Origin of the sequence: Nocardia sp. NPDC047038, from assembly GCF_040644075.1 — a bacterium.
In the GTDB taxonomy this organism is placed as follows: Bacteria; Actinomycetota; Actinomycetes; order Mycobacteriales; family Mycobacteriaceae; genus Nocardia; species Nocardia sichangensis.
This window is the reverse complement of sequence record NZ_JBEYVQ010000004.1, coordinates 212,076-233,752: the sequence shown is the minus strand read 5'-3', so window position 1 is coordinate 233,752 and position 21,677 is coordinate 212,076. Positions and strand designations below refer to the sequence as shown.

Below are 21,677 nucleotides of genomic sequence, written 5' to 3'. Positions count from 1 at the left end.
CGCCGCGCTCAGCCGGGGTGTGACGAGTCACCGGCCCCCGCATCGATGTCCTCGATGTGGATATCACCGCTGAATCGTCCGCCGTGCACCCGCACACCGGTGCCGGTTGCCGTGACGCGGCTGATCCGCAACGCGGCGGCCTCGACCATCTCCAGGTCGACGCCGGCGGCTCCCACGTCCGCTCGCGCTGCCGCGGAAATGAGTTCTGTTGCTGTGGTGAGTAATTCGTGGTCGTCGGCGGCGCCGTACGCCTCCAGCGCGCCCGCGAGGGCTTCCCGTTCGGCGGCGGCGTCCGGGTCCGCCTCCACCTGTGCTAGATCCACATCGCGATAGCGGCGGGTGAGTAGACCCTTCAACGCCGCATACGCGTCGGTCACGGATTGCTTGGCAGTATCGGTGAGACCGGCGGCGGCGCCGACCGCGACCGCGGTGGCGACTATGGTGGCCGGGTCCATTCGAATTCCCCCTCTGTGGCGACTCGGACGAGTAGCTCAAGTGTGCACGATCGCGGCAAAGCCAACCTTTTTTGCCGATCGGATATGCGGACTCGGATACCACAGCCCGGAGAAGGTCACCTTCCGGGCGACGGTTCGGTGTCGCGAAACCGGCGTTCCGGCACCGGGTTTCGTGGTCGATTGATAGCATTCGAGCCGCTGTCGGGCCACTGGATCGGGGGCGTTGATGGAGGTGGAGAACGTCCACCACGCGTACGGCAGACGGTCGGTGCTGCGTGGCATCGACATAGTGTTGCCTCCGGGGATGCTGGCGGGCATCGTCGGTGAGAACGGGGCGGGTAAGTCGACGCTGCTGAAGGTTCTGTCCGGAGAGCTGCGACCGGACCGGGGGAGGGTCCGCCACCGTGGGCGGTTCGGTTACTGCCCTCAGCAGGTGATCCTGAACGACGCTTTCACAGTGCGTCAGCACCTGAACTTCTTCGCCGAGGCCTATGCGATCCCGGACCTGCGCCGCGCGGAGGAGACCATGGAGATCTTGCGTTTCGCGGAGTACGCCGGTGAGCGGGTCGGGACGCTCAGCGGCGGTACACGGCAAAAGCTCAACCTGACGCTCGCGGTGATGCATGATCCACAGGTCTTGCTGCTGGATGAGCCGTATCAGGGTTTCGATTGGGAGACGTATCTGCGTTTCTGGGATCTGGTCGCGGAATTCCGTGACACCGACCGGTCGGTCTTGGTGGTCTCGCATCTGGCTCACGACACCGACAAGCTGGACCAGGTGTGGCGGTTGCGCGACGGCGTCTTACGAGGCGGACAGGAGAATGCCGGATGAGTGATCGTGTGCGGTTGTTCGTGATCGCCACGCGCTACGGTCTCATCGAGCACGCGCGTAACCGTTTCGCCATGCTGTTGGTGGCCTTCTTCCTTCCCATATTGATCACCGTGGTCCGCGTGGCCGTCACGGACCTCGAGGTGCCGTTCCGGCTTCGAGACACCGGTCTGGTTCTGCGGGCCAACGGTAACGAGCTCGCTCAGGTCAGCGGCGCCCTGATGGCGGTCTCGCTGATCATAGGTTTCATGATGTTCGCTGCGACTTTCAGCAGCGGCGCATTCGACCGGCGCCTCTCGATGGCGGGGTACCCTCGGGTCGCTTCGGGTTTGGCGAAGATCGCCTGCCTGGTGGTGGCCTCGGTGGTGGTTTGCGTGTACGCCACGGCGGTCATCTGCTGCTACTGGTCGCCGCGGCAGCCTGTCCTGCTCGCCGCGGCGCTTTTCGGCGCGGCGATGACATACGGGGCGCTGGGTGTGGCTTTCGGCGCGCTGCTGCGCCGAGAGGTGGAGGGGATGTTCGCCATCGCGATGATCTCCTGCTTCGACATGGCCGTACAGAACCCTATCGCCAGTGCTGGGGCGGACAGCGATTTCGTGCGCTGGCTGCCCTCCTATGGGGCCATGCAGGCTTCGACCACAGCCGGTTTCTCCGACGCCACGCCATTGACGGGATTCGCCGTACAACTAGCCTGGTTCATCGCGAGCGCCCTCGTCGGTCTGATCGCTTTCCATCGGCGCACCCGTTCCTCTCTTCGACCTACGATGTGGATGCGCATCTGGAGCCCGAAGGGGTCCGGACAGTCGGTGAAGCACTGAGGAGGCATCCCGCGCGACCACACGGTGGAGGTGCGGGACATGACTCTGCTTTGCCCGGCTGTGGAGCTTACGACGGCGTAGGAGCCGGTTCGTCGGCCGGGAGGTAGACCTCACGGCGCAAGCGTTCGAGATCCGGCGCTGAGACAGCGGAGGTTTGCGTGTACCGGTTGCTTTCACGCCCCCAGAGCCCGACGCTCGTAATGTTCACATACATCTCCGCGTAGTCCTTCCCCTGCCCCGCCAAGCCGGGAAGAACGCGCAGGAGCGCGGGGACGTAGTGGATTACGGCCTCGAGCTGGGCGCGCTGATCCGCCACTTGGCGCCGCACTTGGTCCACGGCTTCGTCGCGAGTGCAGCCGGTTTCGTGACGGACCGCCCGCACCAGGTTGTAGGGAACTCGGTCTGCCTCGTCCTGATCCAGTCCCACCAGGTCGTTCTCCACGAAGGTGACCCAAAAGGCGAGTTCCTCGAGACGGCGGATCACGGGGTGTTCGCGCAGCGTCGATGGCAGTTCCCGGTCGTGGTACACCTCCATGCAGGCGATGGCGGTTTCGATCCCACTGGTCGACATCCGCATCGGCAGGTAGTCGGCCGTGGAAGGCACGTAGCCACTGATGCGATGATGGGCTTCGCGTTCGGCGGCTTCGAACCACTCCTCGATGCCGTCGAGGAACCGCTTCTGCCAGCGGATGGTCCGGCCCTCGCGCAGGCGCGGCCATATGCTCGCCCAAGCCGTCGGAATCGCGCCGGGCCGCCACGGTTTCTCCGGGTCCTGGCGCAGCGTCGCCACCATGCCACGTCGCAAGGCGGTCACGGCTTCCGGGTCCCTCAGTTGCGGATCCTCGAAAAGGTCATCCCAGGCGAGGACCAGCACGGCCATGCCGTAGGCGGTCTGTTCACGGGCCTCGTTCGCCGCTGGGGCCAATGTTTGCGCCGGGATCTGGATCGCCCCCGTCCACCGGTGGTAGTCCGCCTCGGTAGAGGAGACGGCAAGGCCGGTGTCAACCAGCCAGTTCCGCAACCATCGCCCGAGCTGCGGCGGAAGCCCATCGCCGCGGGTTCGAGGCGGCTGCGTCGACCGCCGGGGGACCGCGCGACCAGGAGTTCGCCGGTCGAGTATGGACCGGGCGTAGGCGGTGATCGCGTGGCGAGCGCCCGGATCGACGGGCAGAGTGGCGAGCTGACCGGCGGCCCGGTCCATGAACTCATCAGCCACCGTTTGTGCTTCGTCCACGGCGCCGCAGGCGATGACGATCTCGCGGGCGCGCGCGGCTTGCTCGAGCGTCATTCTGCTCTGCAACAAGCGAGCAAGGCTTCTGTTGCGGGCGGCCGCGCGGATCACGGGCAGTGTGTAAATGCCCGCGGACAGATCCGCGTTGACGGGCTTACCCAGTTCTTCGGCGGTGGAGGTCAAATCGAGGATGTCGTCATACAGCTGGTAGGCCAGTCCGAAGTACCGGCCGAACCGGGCCGACGCCTCTTGCTGATCGTCGGGCCTGCCGGCCTGCATCGCGCCCACCCGGCATGCCAGCGAGAGCACCGCCGCCGTCTTGCCGTCGATCGCGTCCAGGTAGGACTGCTCGCCGCGGGAGGCCACGTAGAGGTCGGCGGCCTCGATCACCATGCCCGCGCACATCCGCTCACCGGCGATTGCCCCCGCCAGGACTTCCCGCCCGCCGAGTTCGGCCAGCATGCGCACACTTGTGAGCATCACGGAGTCCCCACCCAACACGGCCATATGCGAACCCCACACCACATTGGCACTGGGACGGCCTCGACGCTCGTATGCGTGATCGATGACGTCGTCGTGGTAGAGCGAGCCCAGATGCAGCAACTCGACGGCAGCGGCGGCGCGCACCGCCCGGTCGTCGGCCGGGGCCGCGGGATCGGTGAGCAGGTAGTACGACAATAGGGTCAATGTGGGACGGACCAAGCGGCGCGAGGTGTCCGGGCCTTCCGCTGTAAGCGCCGCCAGTTCAGGCCTACCCTCCAGCCGAACGGGTCCGAGAACGTCACGGACCCGGTCCAGGTCCGCATCCAGATGGGGGAAGACAGCCGAATCGATTTCACGTGGCACGCGGGCACTCTCCTGACTGGTTGCATCGGTCATCCAGAACACCGCCGATCAATGGCAATGAGACACCATGTCGCTGCGGAACATGTTGGTATCGGCCGAAATTGAGGCCCGATCCGCAGGTGCGGTACAGCTCGACCGGACATCGGGAGGGTGCGCCGCGCATCGAGCGACGCCCGATTTACAGCGAAAGTTGTTCCAGGAGGTCATGCTGCGCGAGACCGCCGCCGGTACCTGGATCGACGTTCACTCGGCGCGCTGGCAGGCGACGTTCACCTTCTCCGCTGTCTTTCGGCCCGTAGATCGTTCGTGATCGTCGACCACCAGCAGGGCCTCTCCTCTGAGCGTGCTCTGGTGATGGCGCGGCCGCGCTGGGACCTGCACGACTCCAGTTGCTCGAAGACTCCGGCGACGGCGAATCAGTCCGCCGCGGTACAGGTCTGATCAGCGGGGATGCAGGGTTATCCTGGCGTTGTAGGCGGGGCTGAGGCCGGTGTGATAGCGACGTGGGGGCTCGACGGGACCGGTGGCCGCACCGATGCGACGATGCTCGAGAATGGTGCGGAAGAGGATGCGCGCTTCCGCCAAGGCGAATTGGGCACCCAGACAGCGATGCGCACCCGCGCCGAAGGTCAGCCAGGTGCGGCCGTTCGGCGGCTCGTCGAGGAAGCGTTCAGGGCGGAAGGTCATCGGGTCCGGGTAATGCCGTGGTGATTCGTGAATGAGGAGAATCGGGACTATGACGATGGCCCCCTTGGGGACGTGGACTCCGTTGACCACGGTGTCGCGCAGTGCGCGCCGCCCGGTGAACGGTGACACCGGGCGGATTCGCATTGTTTCGGCGACCACGGCGTCGAGGTATGCGTCGAGCCGGGCGGAGTCGCCTGCGTCGAGCGCTGCATCGAGTTCGGCCATGGCTGCCGGGTGGACGGCCAGCATGGCGGCGATCCAGCCGAGCGTGATCGCGGTGGTCTCGTAGGCGCCGAGCAGGATGCCACGCATATTGCGGGCCAATGCGGCGTCGTCGTGCTGATCCAGTTCGGTGCCGACATACCGCGACAGCACATCCTTCCGGCCGTTTCTGTCACCGGGCGTGGACCGGCGCGCGGCGATTTCCTCGATGATGAGGGCGTCGACCTCGGCCTGGCGGCGGCTGAGCGGCGGGTAGGGCAACGTGTAGCCGCCGACCAGCGGGGTGAGCAAGGTGACGGCGAGAAAACCGCGACTTTCTATTTCCCCGAACCACCGGCTCACCGCCTGTTTCAGCCGGTCCTTGCGGGGCGCGGCCACGTCGCCGAAGACGACGCCGAGCAGCACGCCGATGGCCAGGTCGTAGCCGACCTTCAGAAACTCGAACGGTTCACCGACAGGCCAGCTCGGCAGTTCGCGCTGGACCACCTCCACCATGAGGTCCTCGTAGGACCGGAGTGCCTTGCTCTGGAACGGCGGTGCGAACAGCTTACGTTCGCGGCGATGTTCGTCACCGTCGAGGAAGATCAACGTCTGCTTGCCGAACATCATGTCGTGGCTGGAGAAGCGGCTCAGCACCTGCCCGACCGAGAAGTCGTCGTGGTTTGCGAACAGTCCTCGCACATCGTCCATGTCGTAAGTGACCAGCATGGTCGGAAATCCTGGCGGCGAGACGACGAACCGTTCGCCGAATTCCAGCAAGGGGGAACGGTGCGTGCCGGGGCGCATCAGTCCACCGATCTGCGCGATGTGGCGGGTGCGTAGCCTAGGGAGTTCACGCAGATACAGCGTGGCATGCGACATGTAGCCATCCTTAACCCGTCGCTCGGCGACTCGCAAACATGAAATCCCCGCAGTGGCAATAGATACCGGGCCTATCGCCGCTTCGCACAGGCGAAGTCGTCGACGTGCCGGTAAGGATCTTGTACTCGAGTGTTCAGTGCATCACCGCGCGAAGGCCACCCGGCGCCCCGCTGACTTGGGCACGGGCGTCGGTCCTCGGTGGGGCGCCGATTGGATCCCGGCCCCGTCGCCGTCATCGTCGGCCGCCACGACCGGCCCGAAACCTGCTCGGCGCGGCGAGCGCCCAGGACTACGAACCACCGTCGACGGTTTCGATCACCGGCAGCCACGGCACGGCGTGGGGTTTGAAGGACTGGTGTACCGGGGTGAGCGCGCTGTGGTCGTCGAGGGCCATCATCGTGGTCCCCATGGCGGTGCCGCCCTCGTCGATCGCGGCGACGAGCGAGCCACAATTGGGGCAGAAGCCGCGTTTGGTGGTCGGGAAGGTTGCGAACCAGGTCGGCTCACCGCCCGCACCGGTCCATTCGAACTTCTCGAGCGGGAAATCGACCCAGGCTGTGACCGGCCCGCCGGCCAGCTTCTGGCAGTGCGGGCACGAGCACAGGTGCGGCCATCCGGCCTCGGCATAGGCGCGGAACCGGATCTGCCCGCACAGACAGCCACCCTCATACATCGACTTTCCCCTCTCTACCGAAAAGTGTTGTGAATACAGCTAATTCGCGCATCGCGTGACAGCCTTGACGTCCGCCCCGGTCAGCGTAATGGAACGCGGCGGGCCGAGCGGGGACTTACGGCTGTGCCATGAGCCATGTGTCAGAACACCGCGGACTACTGAAAGAGTCTGATGTCGCGTGCCCCGGTGGCGGCCATGCAGAGACGTTCGGATGCCGATGCCGAGTCCGACACTGCGGGCCGGAGGGCTCACCGTCCCGCGCTCGGCGCTGACCGCGGCTCAGTTGCCGGGTTGGTGTCGCGGTCGTGACTGGTGGGGTAGCCGTCGTTGTACCACTGGCCGTTCGCGTCGCGGGTCCGCCCTTCGAATTCGGTGCCCCCAACGTTCTCCCCGGCCAGGGGGCGCGGTGTCCGTCGTGTTGGCCATGAGTTCGTTGCCGGCGACCTCGTTGGGCGGCGTGCCCAGCGGGCTCAGTACTCGAACGTCCCTCGCGCCGGCCAGGTCCCGTCCTCGCGGTTGCGCATCTCTGCCCAGGCCACTGCGTTCGCCGATGTGGTGTCGGTCGGTTGGTAGGACAGGGTGTGTTTGTCGATCACCAGTTGGAGCGTGATGGTCGGCTCCGGGTATTGCGCCATCGATTCGGCTTCGAGCCGGTACTCGATCCTCTGTGGATCTTCCCGCATCCGCTGGATGCTCACGCGCCACTGGGGCGGGTAGACCTGACTGCCCTGAACCGGTTGCCCGTTCCGGATCGCTTCGTCGTACATCTGCCCGATCACGTGCGGAGGAAGACTCGAATGCGCTGTCACTACTCCGGTCCGAGCGTTGATCACGTAGTTCCCCAGCCCGAGTCCCATCCCCTTGGCGCTCTCTTCCGGGGTCAGCACCTTCCTACAGACCCACCCGAACTCGGTCTCGAGTATCTGGAACTGTTGATCGGTCGGGAAGACGCGTGCCAGATACTGTTCCACTTGTTCACGCGTCTGAAGCTGTTCTGGCACTGTCGATCCTCCCATGGGGCCACTCGTCATGAACCAGAGCAACGATGACTTCGCGGACATGTAGGCCAGCGATGTATCCGACAGCAGTCACTGCTGCGGCTCCCACCATACGGATCCGTCCGCGCCGTTCGGCTCACCCGATCTCGAATTCCGCTCTGAGCGCGGCGAACAGCGTGTCCACCTCGGGGCCGAAGACCAATCCCGTGGCGAACAGGGTCGTCATCGCGGCATCGAGGGCGTCGGGTCGGTTCGCGTCGATGATGGTGGGCAGTGCGAAGGACGGACGGTGGATCGGACCCAGGTCGAAGGGGTTCGCCGTCGTACCGGCCGAACCGAGAACCATCGTTGCTTCCATTGCGCCGACGTGTTCGTCATCCGGCGGGCCGAAGTCCTCGTCGTGCAGTCGGGTCATGGCCGCGTCTACGTCGTCGAACGGCGGCGGTAGCGGTCGGCCGTCCCGCAGCGCCGCCAAGGCGGGCCGCACCCATGGCCGGTCGCTGAGGCCTGCTTTCGCGCAGGCTTGGGCCGCAGACCAGCGCGCCAGGCGCCGCAACTCGGGATCACCCATGGTGGCGATCGCCTCGGCGATCGCGCGGTCATGGCGTGCCAGGTCTTCCGCGCCCGGGTGATCTTCCAGCCGGGGTATCGGCTCCCCGCCCCAACGCTGCCGCTGGAAAGCGGCCGCTTGCGCCGGTAGTTCGTCGATGCGCAGGCGGCGAGAGCCTTTGTCGTCGACTACGACGACCCATTCCTCCGCGTCGACCGACGCGGTGACCTCGGGTAGCGGGACATTCTCGGGCACACCGTATCCGGGCATGTTCCACTGCATGGCCGGGAGCGGTTCGCTGCCGTCGTCCGGCCAGAGCCGGATACGCCACACATCGCCGGGTTCGGTCGACCCGGGCCAGCCGTAGTTGACGAATCCACGGCCGCTGATCTCGATCAGGTACCGGCCCTCCGGAACCGGGCAGTCGACCGCGCCGTCGGTGGGCGACGACAGGCACAGTGTGCCCTCCGGTCCGACTCGCAACCGGGTCTCACACACTTGCTGCCACTCGGCGCGATCGCCGGGCGGCCGCTCGTCCCAAACCTGAACCGTTACTGGCATATGGAAGTTGTTCTGGTGCGGGCTCAACACCACCACCGCCAGCCCATCGGAGGCGAACGGGTGCGCCGCCAGCGCCCGGTCGAGCAGTTCGAGTTCCTCGACCGGGCTCTCGACGCCACCGTCGATGCGGAACTGCCCGTAATCCATGAACAGAATCACGGTTTCCTCGCTGACCGGCCGCCTGAACACGGTGCTCATCGCGTCATCCTGGCACGCGAGGCACGTCTCGGCCCGAGGGCGACGTTCCCGGTCAGGGGGAGTCTGCATGCCGGACCAGCGCGGCGGCATGCGGCGCGACGGGCGCTGTGCGTATCTCCGAGTGCAGTCGGACAACCGTATGGTCCGTGGCCGTGCTGCGGATCGGCGGCATGTCGAAAGCCAGCGGCCCCGTAGCCTCGGACCGTCGCTTGACGCCTACGTGGAGCTCGTGACGTAGAGTGCGGTTCCGGGGACAAGCCGAGACCGCCGTCGGGTGCGGCCTGCGGACCGGCCTCCTGCCCGCTCCGCAGGCCGCCGGTACGACCGCGTGGCCATGGCTGAATCGAGGTCGGCGCTCACGTGGAGACCGCAGCGAACTCCCCGCACGCAGTGACGTCCTCCTTCCCGGGCGCGGCGATATCCCGTGACGCGGCGACGACCCGCCACATGGCGCGCCCGGCGCGTCTGCAAGCCCACAGCGCCGTCTCCACGGCCCTGGCGCTGCACAGCGATCACGCGTTGCGAGAGCTCGTGGACACGGCCACGCCGATCGGCGCCGGTATCGGCGGGAAGTCGGCGCTGCTGGAGGTCGCCGGAACCCCGGTCTTCATGAAGCGAGTGCCCCTCACCGACCTGGAACGGCAGCCGGAGCACGTCCGGTCCACGGCGAACCTGTTCGACATGCCGCTCTTCTGCCAGTACGGCGTCGGCCTCATCGGCGGGCCGGGCTTCGGAGCCTGGCGCGAACTCGCCGTGCACACCATGACGACGAACTGGGTGCTCGCCGCCGAACACGAGGGCTTCCCGCTGATGTACCACTGGCGGGTGCTGCCGGACACGACGCCGCTGCCGGAGGAGCTCGCCGACATCGACCGTGCCGTCGCCTACTGGGACGGCCGACCGCAGGTACGCCACCGGATCGAGGCCCTCCAGAACTCTTCGGCGAGCATCGCGCTGTTCCTGGAATACATCCCGCAGAACCTGCACGAGTGGCTCAACGCCCAGATCGAGGCGGGCGACGAGGCCACCGACTGGGCCTGCGCCATGGTCGAGCGGGAACTGGCCGCCGGCACCGCGTTCATGAACAGCCGCGGGCTGCTGCACCTCGACGCGCACTTCTGGAACATCCTGACCGACGGTCGACGCCTCTACTTCGGCGACTACGGCCTCTCGCTCTCCTCGGCGTTCGACCTCTCGCCGGAGGAGGCCGCGTTCTTCGACCAGCACCAGAGCTACGACCGCGGCTACACCGCAACCTACCTGGTGAACTGGCTGGTCACGGCCCTGTACGGGCTCCGGCGGGAGGACCGGGAGGCGCGCGCCGCGATGGTGCGCGCCTTCGCCGAGGGTAAGCCGCCGGAGGGCATCCCTGGGCAGGCCGCCACGGTCCTCACCCGGCACGCGCCGATCGCCGCGGCGATGTCCGCGTTCACGCGCGCGTTCCAGCAGGAGAGCCGGAGCACCCCGTACCCGGACCAGGAGATCCGCTGCCTGCTGGGCGGCCAGGCCTTTCGGAGCCCTGACGTTAGGTGACCCACCGTGTCCTCGGAGCGAACATGTAGTTGGCGAACACCGATCGACATGACGGACGTGGGGTGTTCCGGCCCCGGTTCATCGACAAGGCGTGGATTCTTTCCCAACTATGCGGACCATTCGGAGTTGTTCTGGCTGTTTGCCGACGCGCCGACGCCACCGACGCGTGCGCTGACCAGACCCACGATCAGGTCCACGGTGAAGTCGAACTCGCGGTCGCGGTCGAAGCGGGCGAGGTGGGCAGCGGCCAGGCGGACCTGGGGCAGTCCGGATGACTCGAGGGTGCTCTGCCGTGCGGCGATTTCGCCGGGGTCCGCGGTGCCGTAGGTGGGCCCGGCGGAGGCTTCGCGCAGCAAGGTTCCGATCAAGGTGGCCAGCAAGGCGCGCATCAAGTGAACGGCGTCCTCGGGGCTGCAGCCGGTGCGGCGCAGCACCGCGAGAGCGGCCTCGACCGGAGCCAGGCCGGCGGCCGATGAGAGCTGGCGGGTCAGGACCAGAGTGGCGGCTTGGGGGTGGGCGAGGGTGATCCTGCGGAACTCATGCGCCCATGCTCGGAGGTCATCTTCCAGCGAGCCGGTCTCCTCCGGTGGACGCAGTTGCTCGAGCAGGTATTCGGCGACCGCGTCGAGCAGGTCGTCCTTGTCCCGCACGTAGTGGTAGAGGCTCTTGGCATCTACACCCAGCGAGCGGCTGACCGACCGCATGCTCACCGCACCGACACCTTCGGCGTCGATCACCGCCAGAGCTGCCTCTCGGATCGCCGCACGGGAGAGCCGGCCCTGCGCCTTCGGTGGACGCCCGCGGCGGGCCGAGGCCTGGCGGGTCGAGGTCGGTGGCGTCGCGGGTGCGGGGTTCATGGCTTCCACTCTGGCATATTTCCCACGTTGTGGGTTTACTGGATCGTGCCGATCAACCTGCCCGGCCACAGCCGCGAGCATGCAGCCGTGGCGGTCGATGCGGCCAGCTCGACGGCAACGGATCGACGCCGCGCGCGATCACCGCGATGGAACGCGTGATCGCCTACGACTGGCAGAAGGTCGAGGCCAACCACGCGCGCCTGCGCGAGCTGCGGGCCGCCGCCGAACCTGATCTGCTGCTGGTCAACGCCCACGACCCGCAGCTGCTCGACCGCGCCCTCGGACGAGGCTGAGCCACTTCCCACCCCATCCCGAGCCTGTGGGTGACGTACGCCCGTACCCCGGGGTGCCCTGAGGCGGCTGCGTCCTTCGACGGAAAGAGCCGGATCTTCGGTGACCTCGCCCAAATGGGTCAACCGCGGCAGCAGCTCGCCGGTGAGGACTACCAGAGCCTCTACGACGAAGCCCTCGCGCTCGGCTACGAGTTCGGCCCGACAGCCAGGTTGACACATCTCCGTGAGCGCGTCACTTGATGCTCAGCGGTTTGCGGATAGGTCATCGCGCCCGGCCTCGATGAATTCCACATTTATGTGATCCAAGTCGGCGACGAAATCGTTGATAGTTTTGACCATTGCAGCCGAATCATGCTCCCACTCCGCAATATCCGACTCGTTCGACGCGCCAAAGCTCAAATATTTCCGCGCAAAAGTGACCCATTCGTCCTGATCGAATCGGATATAACGCTCGGCGAGTCGACCCGCGACGTCCGCCATCGCGGGGCTCCCTACCATCATCGCCAATTCCAGCTGACCCAGAACACGAATGCCCACGCGAGAGTATTCGGGTAAGTCGGGTTTGACCTCTTCCCGACTTGTGTGCGCAATCATGCATGGCCCCCGGGGGGAACCGGGGCCTGAAGAATGGTGGCTGGCCTTGGGCAGGATTTTCATCGCCGGAGCGGGGGCGTGTATCCGTCCGGCCAGCGCGCGGCGTCGTCGTACACCACACCGATCAGGACTGCGTCGCTGAGGTCGGCGGCGGTCAGGTCGGCGTGGCGCAGGTCCGCGCTAATGAGTTCTGTGCCGGTTGAAGCTCGCGCCGACCCGCTGCAAGGTGGTCACTGCGGTCCAGGCGACCGCGTGGACTTGGTCGTCGGTCATCGGCAGCTGAGCACGTGATGGCGCGGAACCGCCGTGCAGGCGTCGAGGCAGGTCGAGAAAGTGGTGAGTTCCGCCGACCGAAAGCCTGCACCGGCGCTCGCTTCGGAGTTATCGTTGAAGTCCCTGCTGGAGGCCATGGTCGGGGTGCACAACAGACCTCCTGGCTGTGGCCTTGGGATACGACATGCACGCACCGACCGCGTCGCTCGCCGACAACCTCTGCATGCCGCCGCTCGCGAAGCCTGTCGCGGCGGTCGATGCCACCGCGCTGGTCCGGCTGGCAGGGGCAGATGCCAACTCGCGCGAGTTGAGCTTCATCGTGGGTAACGAGTCGATCATCAGTGGTCCGCCAGTGCACCGTGAAGTCGGCGGGCTGTTCACATTTGCCGCCGATCCGGCGGTATCCAGCAAGTCGCGGCGTCTATGGCCTTCCGAATCGAGCGGTCGACGTCTGCCGTCTTACATCCCGGACTGCGGCCGATGCGTCGACGGAACCTCCGTCGGCGCGGACGCCGTCCTGAGCCTGGCTCAGACTGAGAGAAAAGGAATACGACATCTGTAGTGCTTGATCGTGAGGAATGGCCCGAGTGGCTACACCGGTCAGAATAAAGGTCTTGTCATGCAACAGTCTTCCGCTAGACCGATCGCTACCGGCAATAGGCTGTCCGACGGAGTTTTCCCGCTTTCGGCGGCCCAACGCGGAATTTGGTTCGCCCAGCACGTCGCAGGCGATGTCCCGATCTCTATTGCCCAGTACGTCGACCTGGCGGGATCGATCGACCTCGACCTGCTCGCCCCGGCAGCGCGCCGAGCCGGGCGCGAGTTCGGCACCGGGTATCTGCGCCTGATAGAAAGCGACGGTTATCCGTTCCAGTGCGTCGACACCACGCTCGACGATCGTGCACGCGTTGTCGACTTCCGAGGTGAGCGCGATCCCGCGGGCGCGGCTCATGCCTGGATGCGCCACGAATACTCGGCGCCCCTCGATCTGATGAACGATCGGCTGGCCTGTGTCGTCATGCTGCGGATCGCCGACGACCGCTGGTTCTGCTACTGGCGGATGCACCACATCGCACTGGACGGCATGGGGGTCTCGGCCATGGCGCGACGCACCGGCGAGCTCTACACCGCGGCGATCGAGGGGAGGCCGCCCCCTGCCGCACAGGCCGAGGACCTGAGGAAGATCGTCGATGCCGATCAGGCGTACCGCAGCTCCGACCGTTTCGCGGCCGACCGGGAGTATTGGCTTCGGCACCTGGACGGGATCGCCGACCCGGTGAGTCTGGCGGGCCGTACCGCCGAAGTGGACGCGCATCCCAGACGTGTGGAGGCGGCGCTGACGCAGGAAACGGCTGCGTTGCTGGAGATGGTCGCGAAGGCGGCGTCGTCCGGTGTGGCGCCTACGGTGGTCGCAGCCTTCGGCGCCTATCTGGCTGCGATCACCGGTGCTCCAGAGGTGGTCTTGAGCCTGCCGGTCTCTGCGCGCACGACGGCGACGATGCGGCGCTCCGGCGGCATGATCGCCAACGTCGTCCCGGTGCGACTGAGCTTGCGGCCGACCACGACCGTCGGTGAACTGATCCGGGCAGCACAGGCTGAGCTGACCGGCGCGCTGCGGCGGCAGCGCTACCGCCAAGAGGACATCTTCCGCGACCTCGGTTGGCCGATGGACGAGGTAGCGACCTTCGGTCCGTCGGTGAATTTGATGATGGTGGACACCAGGGTTCAACTCGGTGCGGTCACCGGACGAGCGCATGTGCTGACGGCCGGGCTGATCGACGACCTCTACGTCAATCTGTATCCGGGCGTTGGGGGCGAGAGCACCCACATCGACTTCCAGGGCAACGCTAACCTGTACAGCGATACCGAATTGATCACTCACCACAGCCGATTTCTGCGGTTCCTGCGCAGGTTCCTCACCGCTGGACCGGACGCGGCACTGTCCACGATTCCCGTCGTACCTGATAACGAGCTCGCCGAACTCGCACCGGCACGCGGACCGACGGGCGTCGCGCCGCGCACGCTCCCCGAAATTCTCGCCGAGGGTGCGGGAATCGACCCCGGAGCGATCGCTGTCCATAGCGGGTCAGCTCGGCTGACCTACCGCCAAGTGGACGAATACACCAACCGCCTGGCACGCATCCTGATCGCCGCCGGTGTCGGGCCGGAACGCGGTGTGGCGATCTCGATTCCGCGCTCGATCGATTCCGTGCTCGCGATGCTCGCCGTGGCCAAGACAGGCGCCGCATTCGTGCCGATCGACCCGACCTACCCTTCGGACCGGATCGAGCACATGGTCGACGACAGCGGCGTCGGCATCGGCCTCACCGTAACGACCGCGCGAAGTCTGCTTCCGAATCGGGTGGACTGGCTGATCCTCGACGAGGACGAGACCGGCCGGGACATCGCGGAGCAGAGTGCGGCCGCGGTCGACGATACGGTGCGGCACGCTGCGGTGCTCTTGGATCAGGTCGCCTACATGATCTACACCTCAGGGTCGACCGGATTGCCCAAAGGCGTCCTGGTCACACACCGTGGCTTGGCGAATCTGGTCGCAAACTCCGCGCAGGGTTTCGGCGTCGCCGCGGATTCCGTGATGGCACATGTTGTTTCGCCGAGCTTCGATATTTCGGTCGAAGAGATCCTGGTCAGCTTCGCCGCCGGTGCGACACTCGTCGTTGTTCCGCCATCGGCGTACGGCGGTGAAGAGATGGCGGCGGTTCTGCGCGCGGAAGGTGTGTCCCACCTGGACGCCACACCGGCGGTCGTGGGATCCCTCGACCCGGCGACATTACCCAGCGTGCGCACTGTCGTTGTCGGTGGTGAGAGCTGCCCAGGCGAGTTGGTGGCCAGGTGGTCCGGTCGTTCTGTACTCAATGGGTACGGGCCCACCGAGACCACGGTCACGGCGACCTTGAGCGACGCGTTGAGACCCGCTGGGCCGGTCACGATCGGAAGTCCGGCTCGCGGTTTCTCAGCGGTCGTGCTCGATTCCTGGTTGCGGCCGGTGGCTCCCGGGACGATCGGGGAGCTCTATCTCGCCGGGGCGGGTGTGGCGCGCGGCTATCATCAGCGTAGAGGCCTCACTGCCTGCCGATTCGTAGCGAACCCTTACGCGTGCGGAGAGCGGATGTACCGCACCGGAGACTTGGCTCGCTGGACCGAGAGTTCCGGGAGATTGGAGCTGGATCATCAGGGTCGCAGCGACTTCCAGGTGAAGGTGCGCGGCTTCCGTATCGAGCTCGGCGAAATCGATGCCGTTCTGCGACAGCACCCCGGCGTCGACTTCGTGGTCACCCTCGGCAAGGAGACCGACTCGGGTTCCACCGCGCTGGTGTCGTACGTGCTGCCCGAACCGGGTGCCAAAGTCTCTGTGGACGCGTTGAAAGCGGCTGCGCGCAAGGCGCTTCCGGCCTATATGGTGCCCGCCGCGGTGGTAATACTGGACAGTATTCCGCTGACACCGCTGGGCAAGGTAGATCGCACGGCACTGCCAGAACCAGAGTTCGGCTCGGACGCGCCTGTGGGCAGACCACCTTCGACCCCACGGGAGCAGGCGCTGGCCGCGCTGTTCGCCGAGGTTCTCGGGCTGGATTCGGTGGGCGTCGGCGCGAGCTTCTTCGCACTCGGTGGCGACAGCATCTCGGCCATTCAACTGGTCTCGAAGGCGAACTCCGCCGGGATCGGCCTCAGCGCACGAGATGTATTCGAGCGCAAGACCGTTGCCGCTCTCGCAGCGGTGGCCACCGAGGCGCGCACTCCGGTGGCACGCGAGCTGCCCGGCGGTGGCGTCGGCACCGTCGAACTCACACCGATCGTGCGCGCGATGCTGGACCAAGGACAGACCTGGCGCAGACTCGGCCAGGCGGTCTTGGTCGGTCTACCGGCCGACGTGGACCACACACGATTGGTCGAGGCCGTGCAAGTGCTTCTCGACCATCACGACCTACTGCGCTCCTCGATGCGAAACACCGATCACGGCTGGGAATGGGTTGTCGCACCAGCCGGTGCGGTCGAGGCAGGCACCTTGGTGGACATCGTGAGCGCCGATCGCGATGGCGATCCGACGTTCGATGACGAATTGCAAGCTGCCGCGGACCTGCTCGATCCGGAGGCCGGAGTCGTCGCACGCTTCGTGCTGATCGAACGAGCGGATGCTCCTTCCTTGTGCTGGATCGTGCTGCATCACCTGGTGATCGACGTGGTGTCGTGGCGCACCCTGCTGCCGGATCTGGCGACCGCGGCCATGGGCCTCGCCCTGGCTCCGGTCGGCACCTCGTTTCGGCGTTGGGCGCACGGACAAGTCGAGCATGCGGCAGGCCGCAGCGCCGAACTGCCGGTCTGGCAGAGCACTTTGGCGACGCCCGATCCGCCGATCGGCACGGGCGTTTGGGACCCGGCCCTCGACATCGCCGCCACCGCGGGGACTTTCCGGACCATCATCGTTCCGGATGTCGCGAACTCGGTACTCACCACGGTGCCGGACCTTTTCCACTGCGGTGCCGACGATGTGCTGCTGACCGCGCTCGCGATGGCAGCATGCCGCTGGCGTGATCGAAGGTCATTGCTTCTCAGCACGGAGGGCCACGGACGCACGGAGGCCGTCCTGCCCGGCGCCGATATCGCGCGCACCGTGGGCTGGTTCACCACGGTCCATCCGATCACCATCGATCTGACGGGCATCGACCTCGCAGACGCTTTCACCGGTGGCCCCGCGGCGGGCGCCGCGATCAAGACCACGAAGCAACAGTTACGCGCGGTGCCCGACAAGGGTGTCGGCTTCGGCATGCTCCGGTATCTGAACGCCGACACCAAGAATGCGCTCGTGGACGCGCCGACCCCGCAGATCAGCTTCAACTATCTGGGCCGGGTGCCGACCGACAGCGAGGCCGGGGCCTGGTTGCCGCAACGCTTCGCGGCAACGCGGGACGAGCGAGCGCCGCTGGCCGCGGTCGTCGATATCAATGCCGCACTGACCGACGCCGGGCTGGAAGTGACGTGGGCATACGCAGCTCGGCTGCTCGAGGCCGTGGACGTCGAAGAGTTCGCCGATCTCTGGGCAGCCGCGTTGCGGGCACTGGCCGATCACAGCGGCAGCCCAGGAGCCGGAGGACACACTCCTTGCGACTTCGACCTCGTCGCGGTGACGCAGGCACAGATCGACGCCTGGGAACGCACCTATCCGACTCTCACCGATGTCTGGCCGCTGTCACCATTGCAGCATGGCCTGCTCTTCCATGCGCTGTACGATCCCGAAGGCGCCGACGTCTATACGGTGCAGTCGCTACTCACGCTGACGGGTACCGTCGACACCGCGCGACTACGCTCCGCCGCGCAGACGCTGGTGGCACGGCACGACATCCTGCGGGTCGCGTTCGTGGAGACCGATGAAGGGCCCCGCCAACTCGTCGTCACCGACGCCGACATCTGCTGGCGGGAGATCGACCTGACCGGCATCGCGGAAGCCGAGCAACGACAGCGAGAACTCGACCGGGTGATCGCCCTGGACGCGGGCAGCCGGTTCGAATTGACCCGCCCGCCGCTCGTGCGCTGCACGCTCGTGCGTACCGCTCCCGCGCAGTACCGGTTCGTGCTGACCAACCATCACCTTGTGCTGGACGGCTGGTCGACGGCGCTGCTGGTGCGGGAATTACTCACGCTCTATGCCACTGCGGGCGACACCTCCGCGCTGCCGCCCGCGCACTCTTACCGCGAATTCCTCTCCTGGCTGCGCCAGCAGGATCATGCTGCGTCGACCGCCGCGTGGGCACAGTACTTGGCAGGTATCGACATCCCGACACGGGCGGTCTCGACATCGACCGGCACGGAGGCGACAGGGACCGGGACGGTGTCCGCCGACCTGTCCCAGGACATCGTCGCACGTCTGCAAATGGCCGCGCGCGATTCGGGCACCACGGCGAACACGATAGTGCAGGCGGGTTGGGCGATGCTGCTGGCCGTGCTGACGGGCCGATCCGACGTGGTATTCGGCGCGACGGTGTCGGGCAGGCCACCCGAGCTGGCCGGTGTCGAAGAATCGGTCGGTCTTTTCATCAATACGTTGCCGGTGCGCGTACGGTTCGATCCCGCGGAGCGGGTCGCCGACCTATTGGCTCGCATGCAGAGTGAACAGGCACGGCTGATGGATCATCAGCAAGTCGGGCTCGCTGCGATTCACAAGACGGTGGGCTTGGCCGAATTGTTCGATACGCTCACCGTTTTCGAGTCGTATCCGCTCGACCGAGGCGCGTTGTCGGTGCTGCCGGACATCGCGGGCATGCGGGTAGCCGACATCGAGGGCACCGATGCCACGCCGTATCCGTTGAATCTCATGGTTGTTCCGCTGCCCGGCAGCGACGGGCAGGCCATCCTGCGCATCAGCGTGAAGTACCACGCCGACCAGTTCGTGCCGGAGACAGCGCGCCTACTGTTGGATCGCTTGATCCGGTTCCTGACTCAACTCGTAGGCAACCCACAGGCGCTGGTGTCCGAGCTACAGTGCTGCGACGACGCGGAGCGCGCCACGCTGCTGTCGGTGCGTGGACCGGCGTCGATGCCGCCGCGAACACTGCCCGAAATTCTCTGTGCCGGAGCACGGATCGACCACAGTGCCATCGCTGTTCGCGCGGGCGAGATAACGATGTCCTATGGCGAGCTCGACGCCTGGTCGAATCGTCTTGCCCGCGTCCTACTGCGCCGAGGCGTGCGGCCGGAAATGTGCGTCGTGCTTGCTCTCAGTCGATCGCTGGAATCGGTGGTGGCGGTGTGGGCAGTCGCCAAGACCGGCGCGGCGTTCGTGTCGCTCGATCCTTGCTATCCGATCGAGCGGATCGAGCACATCCTGGCCGACTCGAAGGCGGAGATCGGCGTGACGGTGACCCGCGAGACGCTACCGGGAACCATCGACTGGCTGCTGCTCGATGACCTCGTTACGCGCCGCCGGGTCGAGAAGGTCTCCGCAGCACCGATCACCGACGCGGAGCGCGGGAGTCCCATCCGCATCGACCACGCGGCGTACCTGATCTACACCTCGGGCTCCACCGGCGAACCCAAGGCTGTGCTGGTCAGTCATCGCGGGCTTGCGAATCTGGTGGCCGACTTGACCGAGTCACTGGACTTGGATCCGGCGGTCGGCGTGCTGCATGTGGCGTCGCCGAGCTTCGACGCGTCGATCTTCGAACTGCTGACAGCACATGGCGCGGGCGGCGAACTCGTGATCGCGCCGCCTGACGTATGTGCGGGCGGAGAGCTGGATCGACTGCTGCGCGCCGAACGGGTCACCCATGCGTCGATCACGCCGTCGGTACTGGCCACGATGGATCCTGGCGGACTCGATCAGCTGCGGGTGCTTGCTGTGGGGGGCGAGCCCGCGAGGGCTGAACTGATCGAGCGGTGGTCGACCGAGCGTCGGATGGTGAACCTGTACGGTCCGACAGAGTTCAGCACTTGGGCGACCTGTCACCGCGATCTCGCCGCGGCAGCACCGATCACCATCGGCGGGCCGATCCGTGGCGCCGCGACCATGGTGCTCGACACCTGGTTGCGTCCGGTGCCGGTCGGCGTCGCCGGTGAACTGTACCTGGCCGGTCCCGCGCTCGCCCGCGGCTATTTCGGCCGTTTCGAGGCGACCGCGACACACTTCGTCGCCGATCCCTACGGCCGGCCGGGGGAGCGGATGTACCGCACCGGAGACATGGTGCGATGGGTCATCGGGACCGACCATACATACGAGCTGGAGTTTCTGGGCCGCAACGACTTTCAGGTGAAGATCCACGGCCTGCGGATCGAACTCGGCGAGATCGATTCCGTGCTGTGCCGCGATGAACAGGTCGAGTATGCGGTGACGATAGGCCGCGCCGGGCCGACGGGGGCAACCGTACTGGTGTCGTATGTGCTGCCTGCCGAAGATGTCACGGTCGACGTCGCGCATCTGCGTATGGTCGCGACCGCTGCCCTGCCCGCGTACATGGTCCCTTCCGTGTTCGTCGTGCTCGATACGATTCCGCTCAACGCGGTCGGAAAGCTCGATCGGACCGCCTTGCCCACACCTGAATTCGCGGACGGGCAGGCCGAGTACCGGCCACCCTCGACACCGACCGAAGCAATTCTCGCCGACATCTGCGCGGAGCTGCTCGGTGTCGACAAAGTCGGCGCCGACGATTCCTTCTTCGTTCTCGGCGGCGACAGTATCCTCGCTCTCCAGCTGGTATCCAGGGCCGAGCGGCGGGGCGTCCACCGCACGCCGTTTCAGGTGTTCCAGCACCGCACCATCGCCGCATTGGCCGCGGCCGCCGGGCGCATGGCCGATGAGCTGCCTCCAGTCGACGCCGGACCTATGCTCGACGTCGTGTGGCCGATCCGGCTCGGCGGCAGCGAACCCGCGCTGTTCTGCGTGTCTCCGTCCTCCGGAGTCGCCTGGCCCTACTCGGGATTCGCGGATGTGCTGTCGCCGGGCAGGCCGATCTATGGGCTACAGGCACCGGGCCTGGGCGGCGGCGAAGCACTGGCGCGATCGATCGAAGAGTTGGTCGATCGGTACATCCACGAGATCCGGATTCTGCAGCCGACGGGTCCATACCACCTGCTCGGGTGGTCGTTCGGCGGGCTCCTCGCGCACGCGATCGCCACGAAGTTGAGGAACGCCGGTGAGCATGTAGGACTTCTCGCGCTACTCGACACGGACTTCGCGGACATCGATGGTGACAGCATCGAGCAGCTTTCCGCCGGCGGCTTCGTCAGTACTTTCGGCCCGATGTTGGGTATTCGTGGCGTGCCCGCCGATGCGTCCGCGGAAGATGCCGCCGATCTGATTCGTACCCAACTGGGCGGTGTTTCGCCGATCGACGCGGGCGCAATCGAGCGTCTGACGCGGTGGTACAACATAGTGGCACAGATCAGAACCGGATATCATCGTCCCGTATTCGACGGGGACGCAGTGTATTTCAGTGCGACCGTCGACGCTTCCGGCAACTCGGGCCCCGGTGGATGGCGGCCCTATGTGACCGGCGAGATCGTCGATCACGATATCCGAGTCACCCACGACGAACTGACCGCACGACACGTGTTGCCGATCATCGCGCGCGTACTCGACGAGCATTTGGCCGGTCGAAGATGCACCTTCAGGACAAGCCGGCATGTCACGGCAGCTCGCGGAGATAGGTTGGGTCGGTCCGGGTCTGCGGAACAGTCATGACTGAC

At 66.2% G+C, this 21,677-nt stretch carries 17 protein-coding genes; 8 read left to right on the top strand and 9 right to left on the bottom strand.

All coding sequences use genetic code 11. The features are described from left to right. Positions 1-8 precede the first annotated feature (8 nt). A complete protein-coding gene (locus ABZ824_RS17575) occupies positions 9-455 on the bottom strand; it encodes a hypothetical protein (RefSeq protein WP_356964133.1) in 447 nt (148 codons plus the stop codon). 226 nt (positions 456-681) lie between these two features. Between ABZ824_RS17575 and ABZ824_RS17570 the strand changes: the two genes are divergently transcribed. Together ABZ824_RS17570 and ABZ824_RS17565 are read left to right on the top strand one after the other, a co-directional pair. After that, a complete protein-coding gene (locus tag ABZ824_RS17570; RefSeq protein WP_356964132.1) occupies positions 682-1,287 on the top strand; it encodes an ABC transporter ATP-binding protein in 606 nt (201 codons plus the stop codon). Further along, positions 1,284-2,102: a hypothetical protein gene (locus ABZ824_RS17565; RefSeq protein WP_356964130.1), complete on the top strand. Its 819-nt coding sequence runs from the start codon at positions 1,284-1,286 to the stop codon at positions 2,100-2,102. The genes ABZ824_RS17570 and ABZ824_RS17565 overlap by 4 nt, the downstream gene beginning before the upstream one ends. Before the next feature lie 67 nt (positions 2,103-2,169). Here ABZ824_RS17565 and ABZ824_RS17560 read toward each other — a convergent pair whose 3' ends face one another. Next, the gene (locus ABZ824_RS17560; RefSeq protein WP_356964129.1) at positions 2,170-4,179 is read right to left on the bottom strand and encodes a polyprenyl synthetase family protein; all 2,010 of its coding nucleotides are present in this window, start codon (positions 4,177-4,179) and stop codon (positions 2,170-2,172) included. Between the two features lie 67 nt (positions 4,180-4,246). Here ABZ824_RS17560 and ABZ824_RS17555 point away from each other — a divergent pair, with 67 nt between their 5' ends. Continuing rightward, positions 4,247-4,489: a hypothetical protein gene (locus ABZ824_RS17555; protein WP_356964127.1), complete on the top strand. Its 243-nt coding sequence runs from the start codon at positions 4,247-4,249 to the stop codon at positions 4,487-4,489. 131 nt (positions 4,490-4,620) lie between these two features. Here the strand turns inward: ABZ824_RS17555 and ABZ824_RS17550 are convergent, their stop codons facing one another. The 4 genes from ABZ824_RS17550 to ABZ824_RS17535 all read right to left on the bottom strand — a co-directional run bounded on the left by ABZ824_RS17550 (position 4,621) and on the right by ABZ824_RS17535 (position 8,929). Next, the gene (locus ABZ824_RS17550) at positions 4,621-5,949 is read right to left on the bottom strand and encodes a cytochrome P450 (RefSeq protein WP_356964126.1); all 1,329 of its coding nucleotides are present in this window, start codon (positions 5,947-5,949) and stop codon (positions 4,621-4,623) included. 289 nt (positions 5,950-6,238) lie between these two features. Then, the gene (locus ABZ824_RS17545) at positions 6,239-6,622 is read right to left on the bottom strand and encodes a GFA family protein (RefSeq protein WP_356964125.1); all 384 of its coding nucleotides are present in this window, start codon (positions 6,620-6,622) and stop codon (positions 6,239-6,241) included. Between the two features lie 470 nt (positions 6,623-7,092). Further along, entirely contained in the window at positions 7,093-7,683 is a 591-nt protein-coding gene (locus ABZ824_RS17540; protein ID WP_356964123.1) for a hypothetical protein, read from the bottom strand. Positions 7,684-7,756: 73 nt separating this feature from the next. Next, positions 7,757-8,929, bottom strand: a complete 1,173-nt coding sequence (locus tag ABZ824_RS17535; protein ID WP_356964122.1) for a hypothetical protein — start codon at positions 8,927-8,929, stop codon at positions 7,757-7,759. 360 nt (positions 8,930-9,289) lie between these two features. On the opposite strand from ABZ824_RS17535, the gene ABZ824_RS17530 reads away from it, so the two are divergent. Further along, positions 9,290-10,462 carry a protein kinase family protein gene (locus tag ABZ824_RS17530; RefSeq protein ID WP_356964120.1) on the top strand — a complete coding sequence of 391 codons (1,173 nt, stop codon included), beginning with the start codon at positions 9,290-9,292 and terminating at the stop codon, positions 10,460-10,462. Positions 10,463-10,569: 107 nt separating this feature from the next. On the opposite strand, the gene ABZ824_RS17525 is transcribed toward ABZ824_RS17530, so the two are convergent. After that, a complete protein-coding gene (locus ABZ824_RS17525) occupies positions 10,570-11,319 on the bottom strand; it encodes a TetR/AcrR family transcriptional regulator C-terminal domain-containing protein (protein ID WP_356964118.1) in 750 nt (249 codons plus the stop codon). 146 nt (positions 11,320-11,465) lie between these two features. Between ABZ824_RS17525 and ABZ824_RS17520 the strand changes: the two genes are divergently transcribed. After that, positions 11,466-11,612, top strand: coding sequence for a hypothetical protein (locus tag ABZ824_RS17520; RefSeq protein WP_355078122.1), 147 nt, complete (start codon positions 11,466-11,468; stop codon positions 11,610-11,612). A gap of 114 nt (positions 11,613-11,726) precedes the next feature. Further along, positions 11,727-11,852: a hypothetical protein gene (locus ABZ824_RS17515; protein ID WP_356964117.1), complete on the top strand. Its 126-nt coding sequence runs from the start codon at positions 11,727-11,729 to the stop codon at positions 11,850-11,852. 3 nt (positions 11,853-11,855) lie between these two features. On the opposite strand, the gene ABZ824_RS17510 is transcribed toward ABZ824_RS17515, so the two are convergent. Beyond that, entirely contained in the window at positions 11,856-12,269 is a 414-nt protein-coding gene (locus ABZ824_RS17510; RefSeq protein WP_356964116.1) for a hypothetical protein, read from the bottom strand. Continuing rightward, entirely contained in the window at positions 12,266-12,391 is a 126-nt protein-coding gene (locus ABZ824_RS17505; protein WP_356964553.1) for a pentapeptide repeat-containing protein, read from the bottom strand. Before ABZ824_RS17505 ends, ABZ824_RS17510 begins: the two co-directional genes overlap by 4 nt. 272 nt (positions 12,392-12,663) lie before the next feature. Between ABZ824_RS17505 and ABZ824_RS17500 the strand changes: the two genes are divergently transcribed. Further along, complete coding sequence (locus ABZ824_RS17500) at positions 12,664-13,041, top strand: hypothetical protein (RefSeq protein ID WP_356964114.1); 378 nt, start codon at positions 12,664-12,666, stop codon at positions 13,039-13,041. Positions 13,042-13,098: 57 nt separating this feature from the next. Further along, positions 13,099-21,672 carry an amino acid adenylation domain-containing protein gene (locus ABZ824_RS17495; RefSeq protein ID WP_356964113.1) on the top strand — a complete coding sequence of 2,858 codons (8,574 nt, stop codon included), beginning with the start codon at positions 13,099-13,101 and terminating at the stop codon, positions 21,670-21,672. Positions 21,673-21,677 lie beyond the last annotated feature (5 nt).

Bases quoted from the DNA above. Each gene is read 5' to 3' on its own strand.
- ABZ824_RS17555 (WP_356964127.1), top strand. From the start codon at position 4,247: ATGTCGCTGCGGAACATGTTGGTATCGGCCGAAATTGAGGCCCGATCC.
- ABZ824_RS17525 (WP_356964118.1), bottom strand. From the start codon at position 11,319: ATGAACCCCGCACCCGCGACGCCACCGACCTCGACCCGCCAGGCCTCG.
- ABZ824_RS17550 (WP_356964126.1), bottom strand. From the start codon at position 5,949: ATGTCGCATGCCACGCTGTATCTGCGTGAACTCCCTAGGCTACGCACC.
- ABZ824_RS17575 (WP_356964133.1), bottom strand. From the start codon at position 455: ATGGACCCGGCCACCATAGTCGCCACCGCGGTCGCGGTCGGCGCCGCC.
- ABZ824_RS17520 (WP_355078122.1), top strand. From the start codon at position 11,466: ATGGAACGCGTGATCGCCTACGACTGGCAGAAGGTCGAGGCCAACCAC.
- ABZ824_RS17540 (WP_356964123.1), bottom strand. From the start codon at position 7,683: ATGTCCGCGAAGTCATCGTTGCTCTGGTTCATGACGAGTGGCCCCATG.
- ABZ824_RS17500 (WP_356964114.1), top strand. From the start codon at position 12,664: ATGCACGCACCGACCGCGTCGCTCGCCGACAACCTCTGCATGCCGCCG.
- ABZ824_RS17515 (WP_356964117.1), top strand. From the start codon at position 11,727: ATGGGTCAACCGCGGCAGCAGCTCGCCGGTGAGGACTACCAGAGCCTC.
- ABZ824_RS17545 (WP_356964125.1), bottom strand. From the start codon at position 6,622: ATGTATGAGGGTGGCTGTCTGTGCGGGCAGATCCGGTTCCGCGCCTAT.
- ABZ824_RS17570 (WP_356964132.1), top strand. From the start codon at position 682: ATGGAGGTGGAGAACGTCCACCACGCGTACGGCAGACGGTCGGTGCTG.
- ABZ824_RS17495 (WP_356964113.1), top strand. From the start codon at position 13,099: ATGCAACAGTCTTCCGCTAGACCGATCGCTACCGGCAATAGGCTGTCC.
- ABZ824_RS17535 (WP_356964122.1), bottom strand. From the start codon at position 8,929: ATGAGCACCGTGTTCAGGCGGCCGGTCAGCGAGGAAACCGTGATTCTG.
- ABZ824_RS17565 (WP_356964130.1), top strand. From the start codon at position 1,284: ATGAGTGATCGTGTGCGGTTGTTCGTGATCGCCACGCGCTACGGTCTC.
- ABZ824_RS17510 (WP_356964116.1), bottom strand. From the start codon at position 12,269: ATGAAAATCCTGCCCAAGGCCAGCCACCATTCTTCAGGCCCCGGTTCC.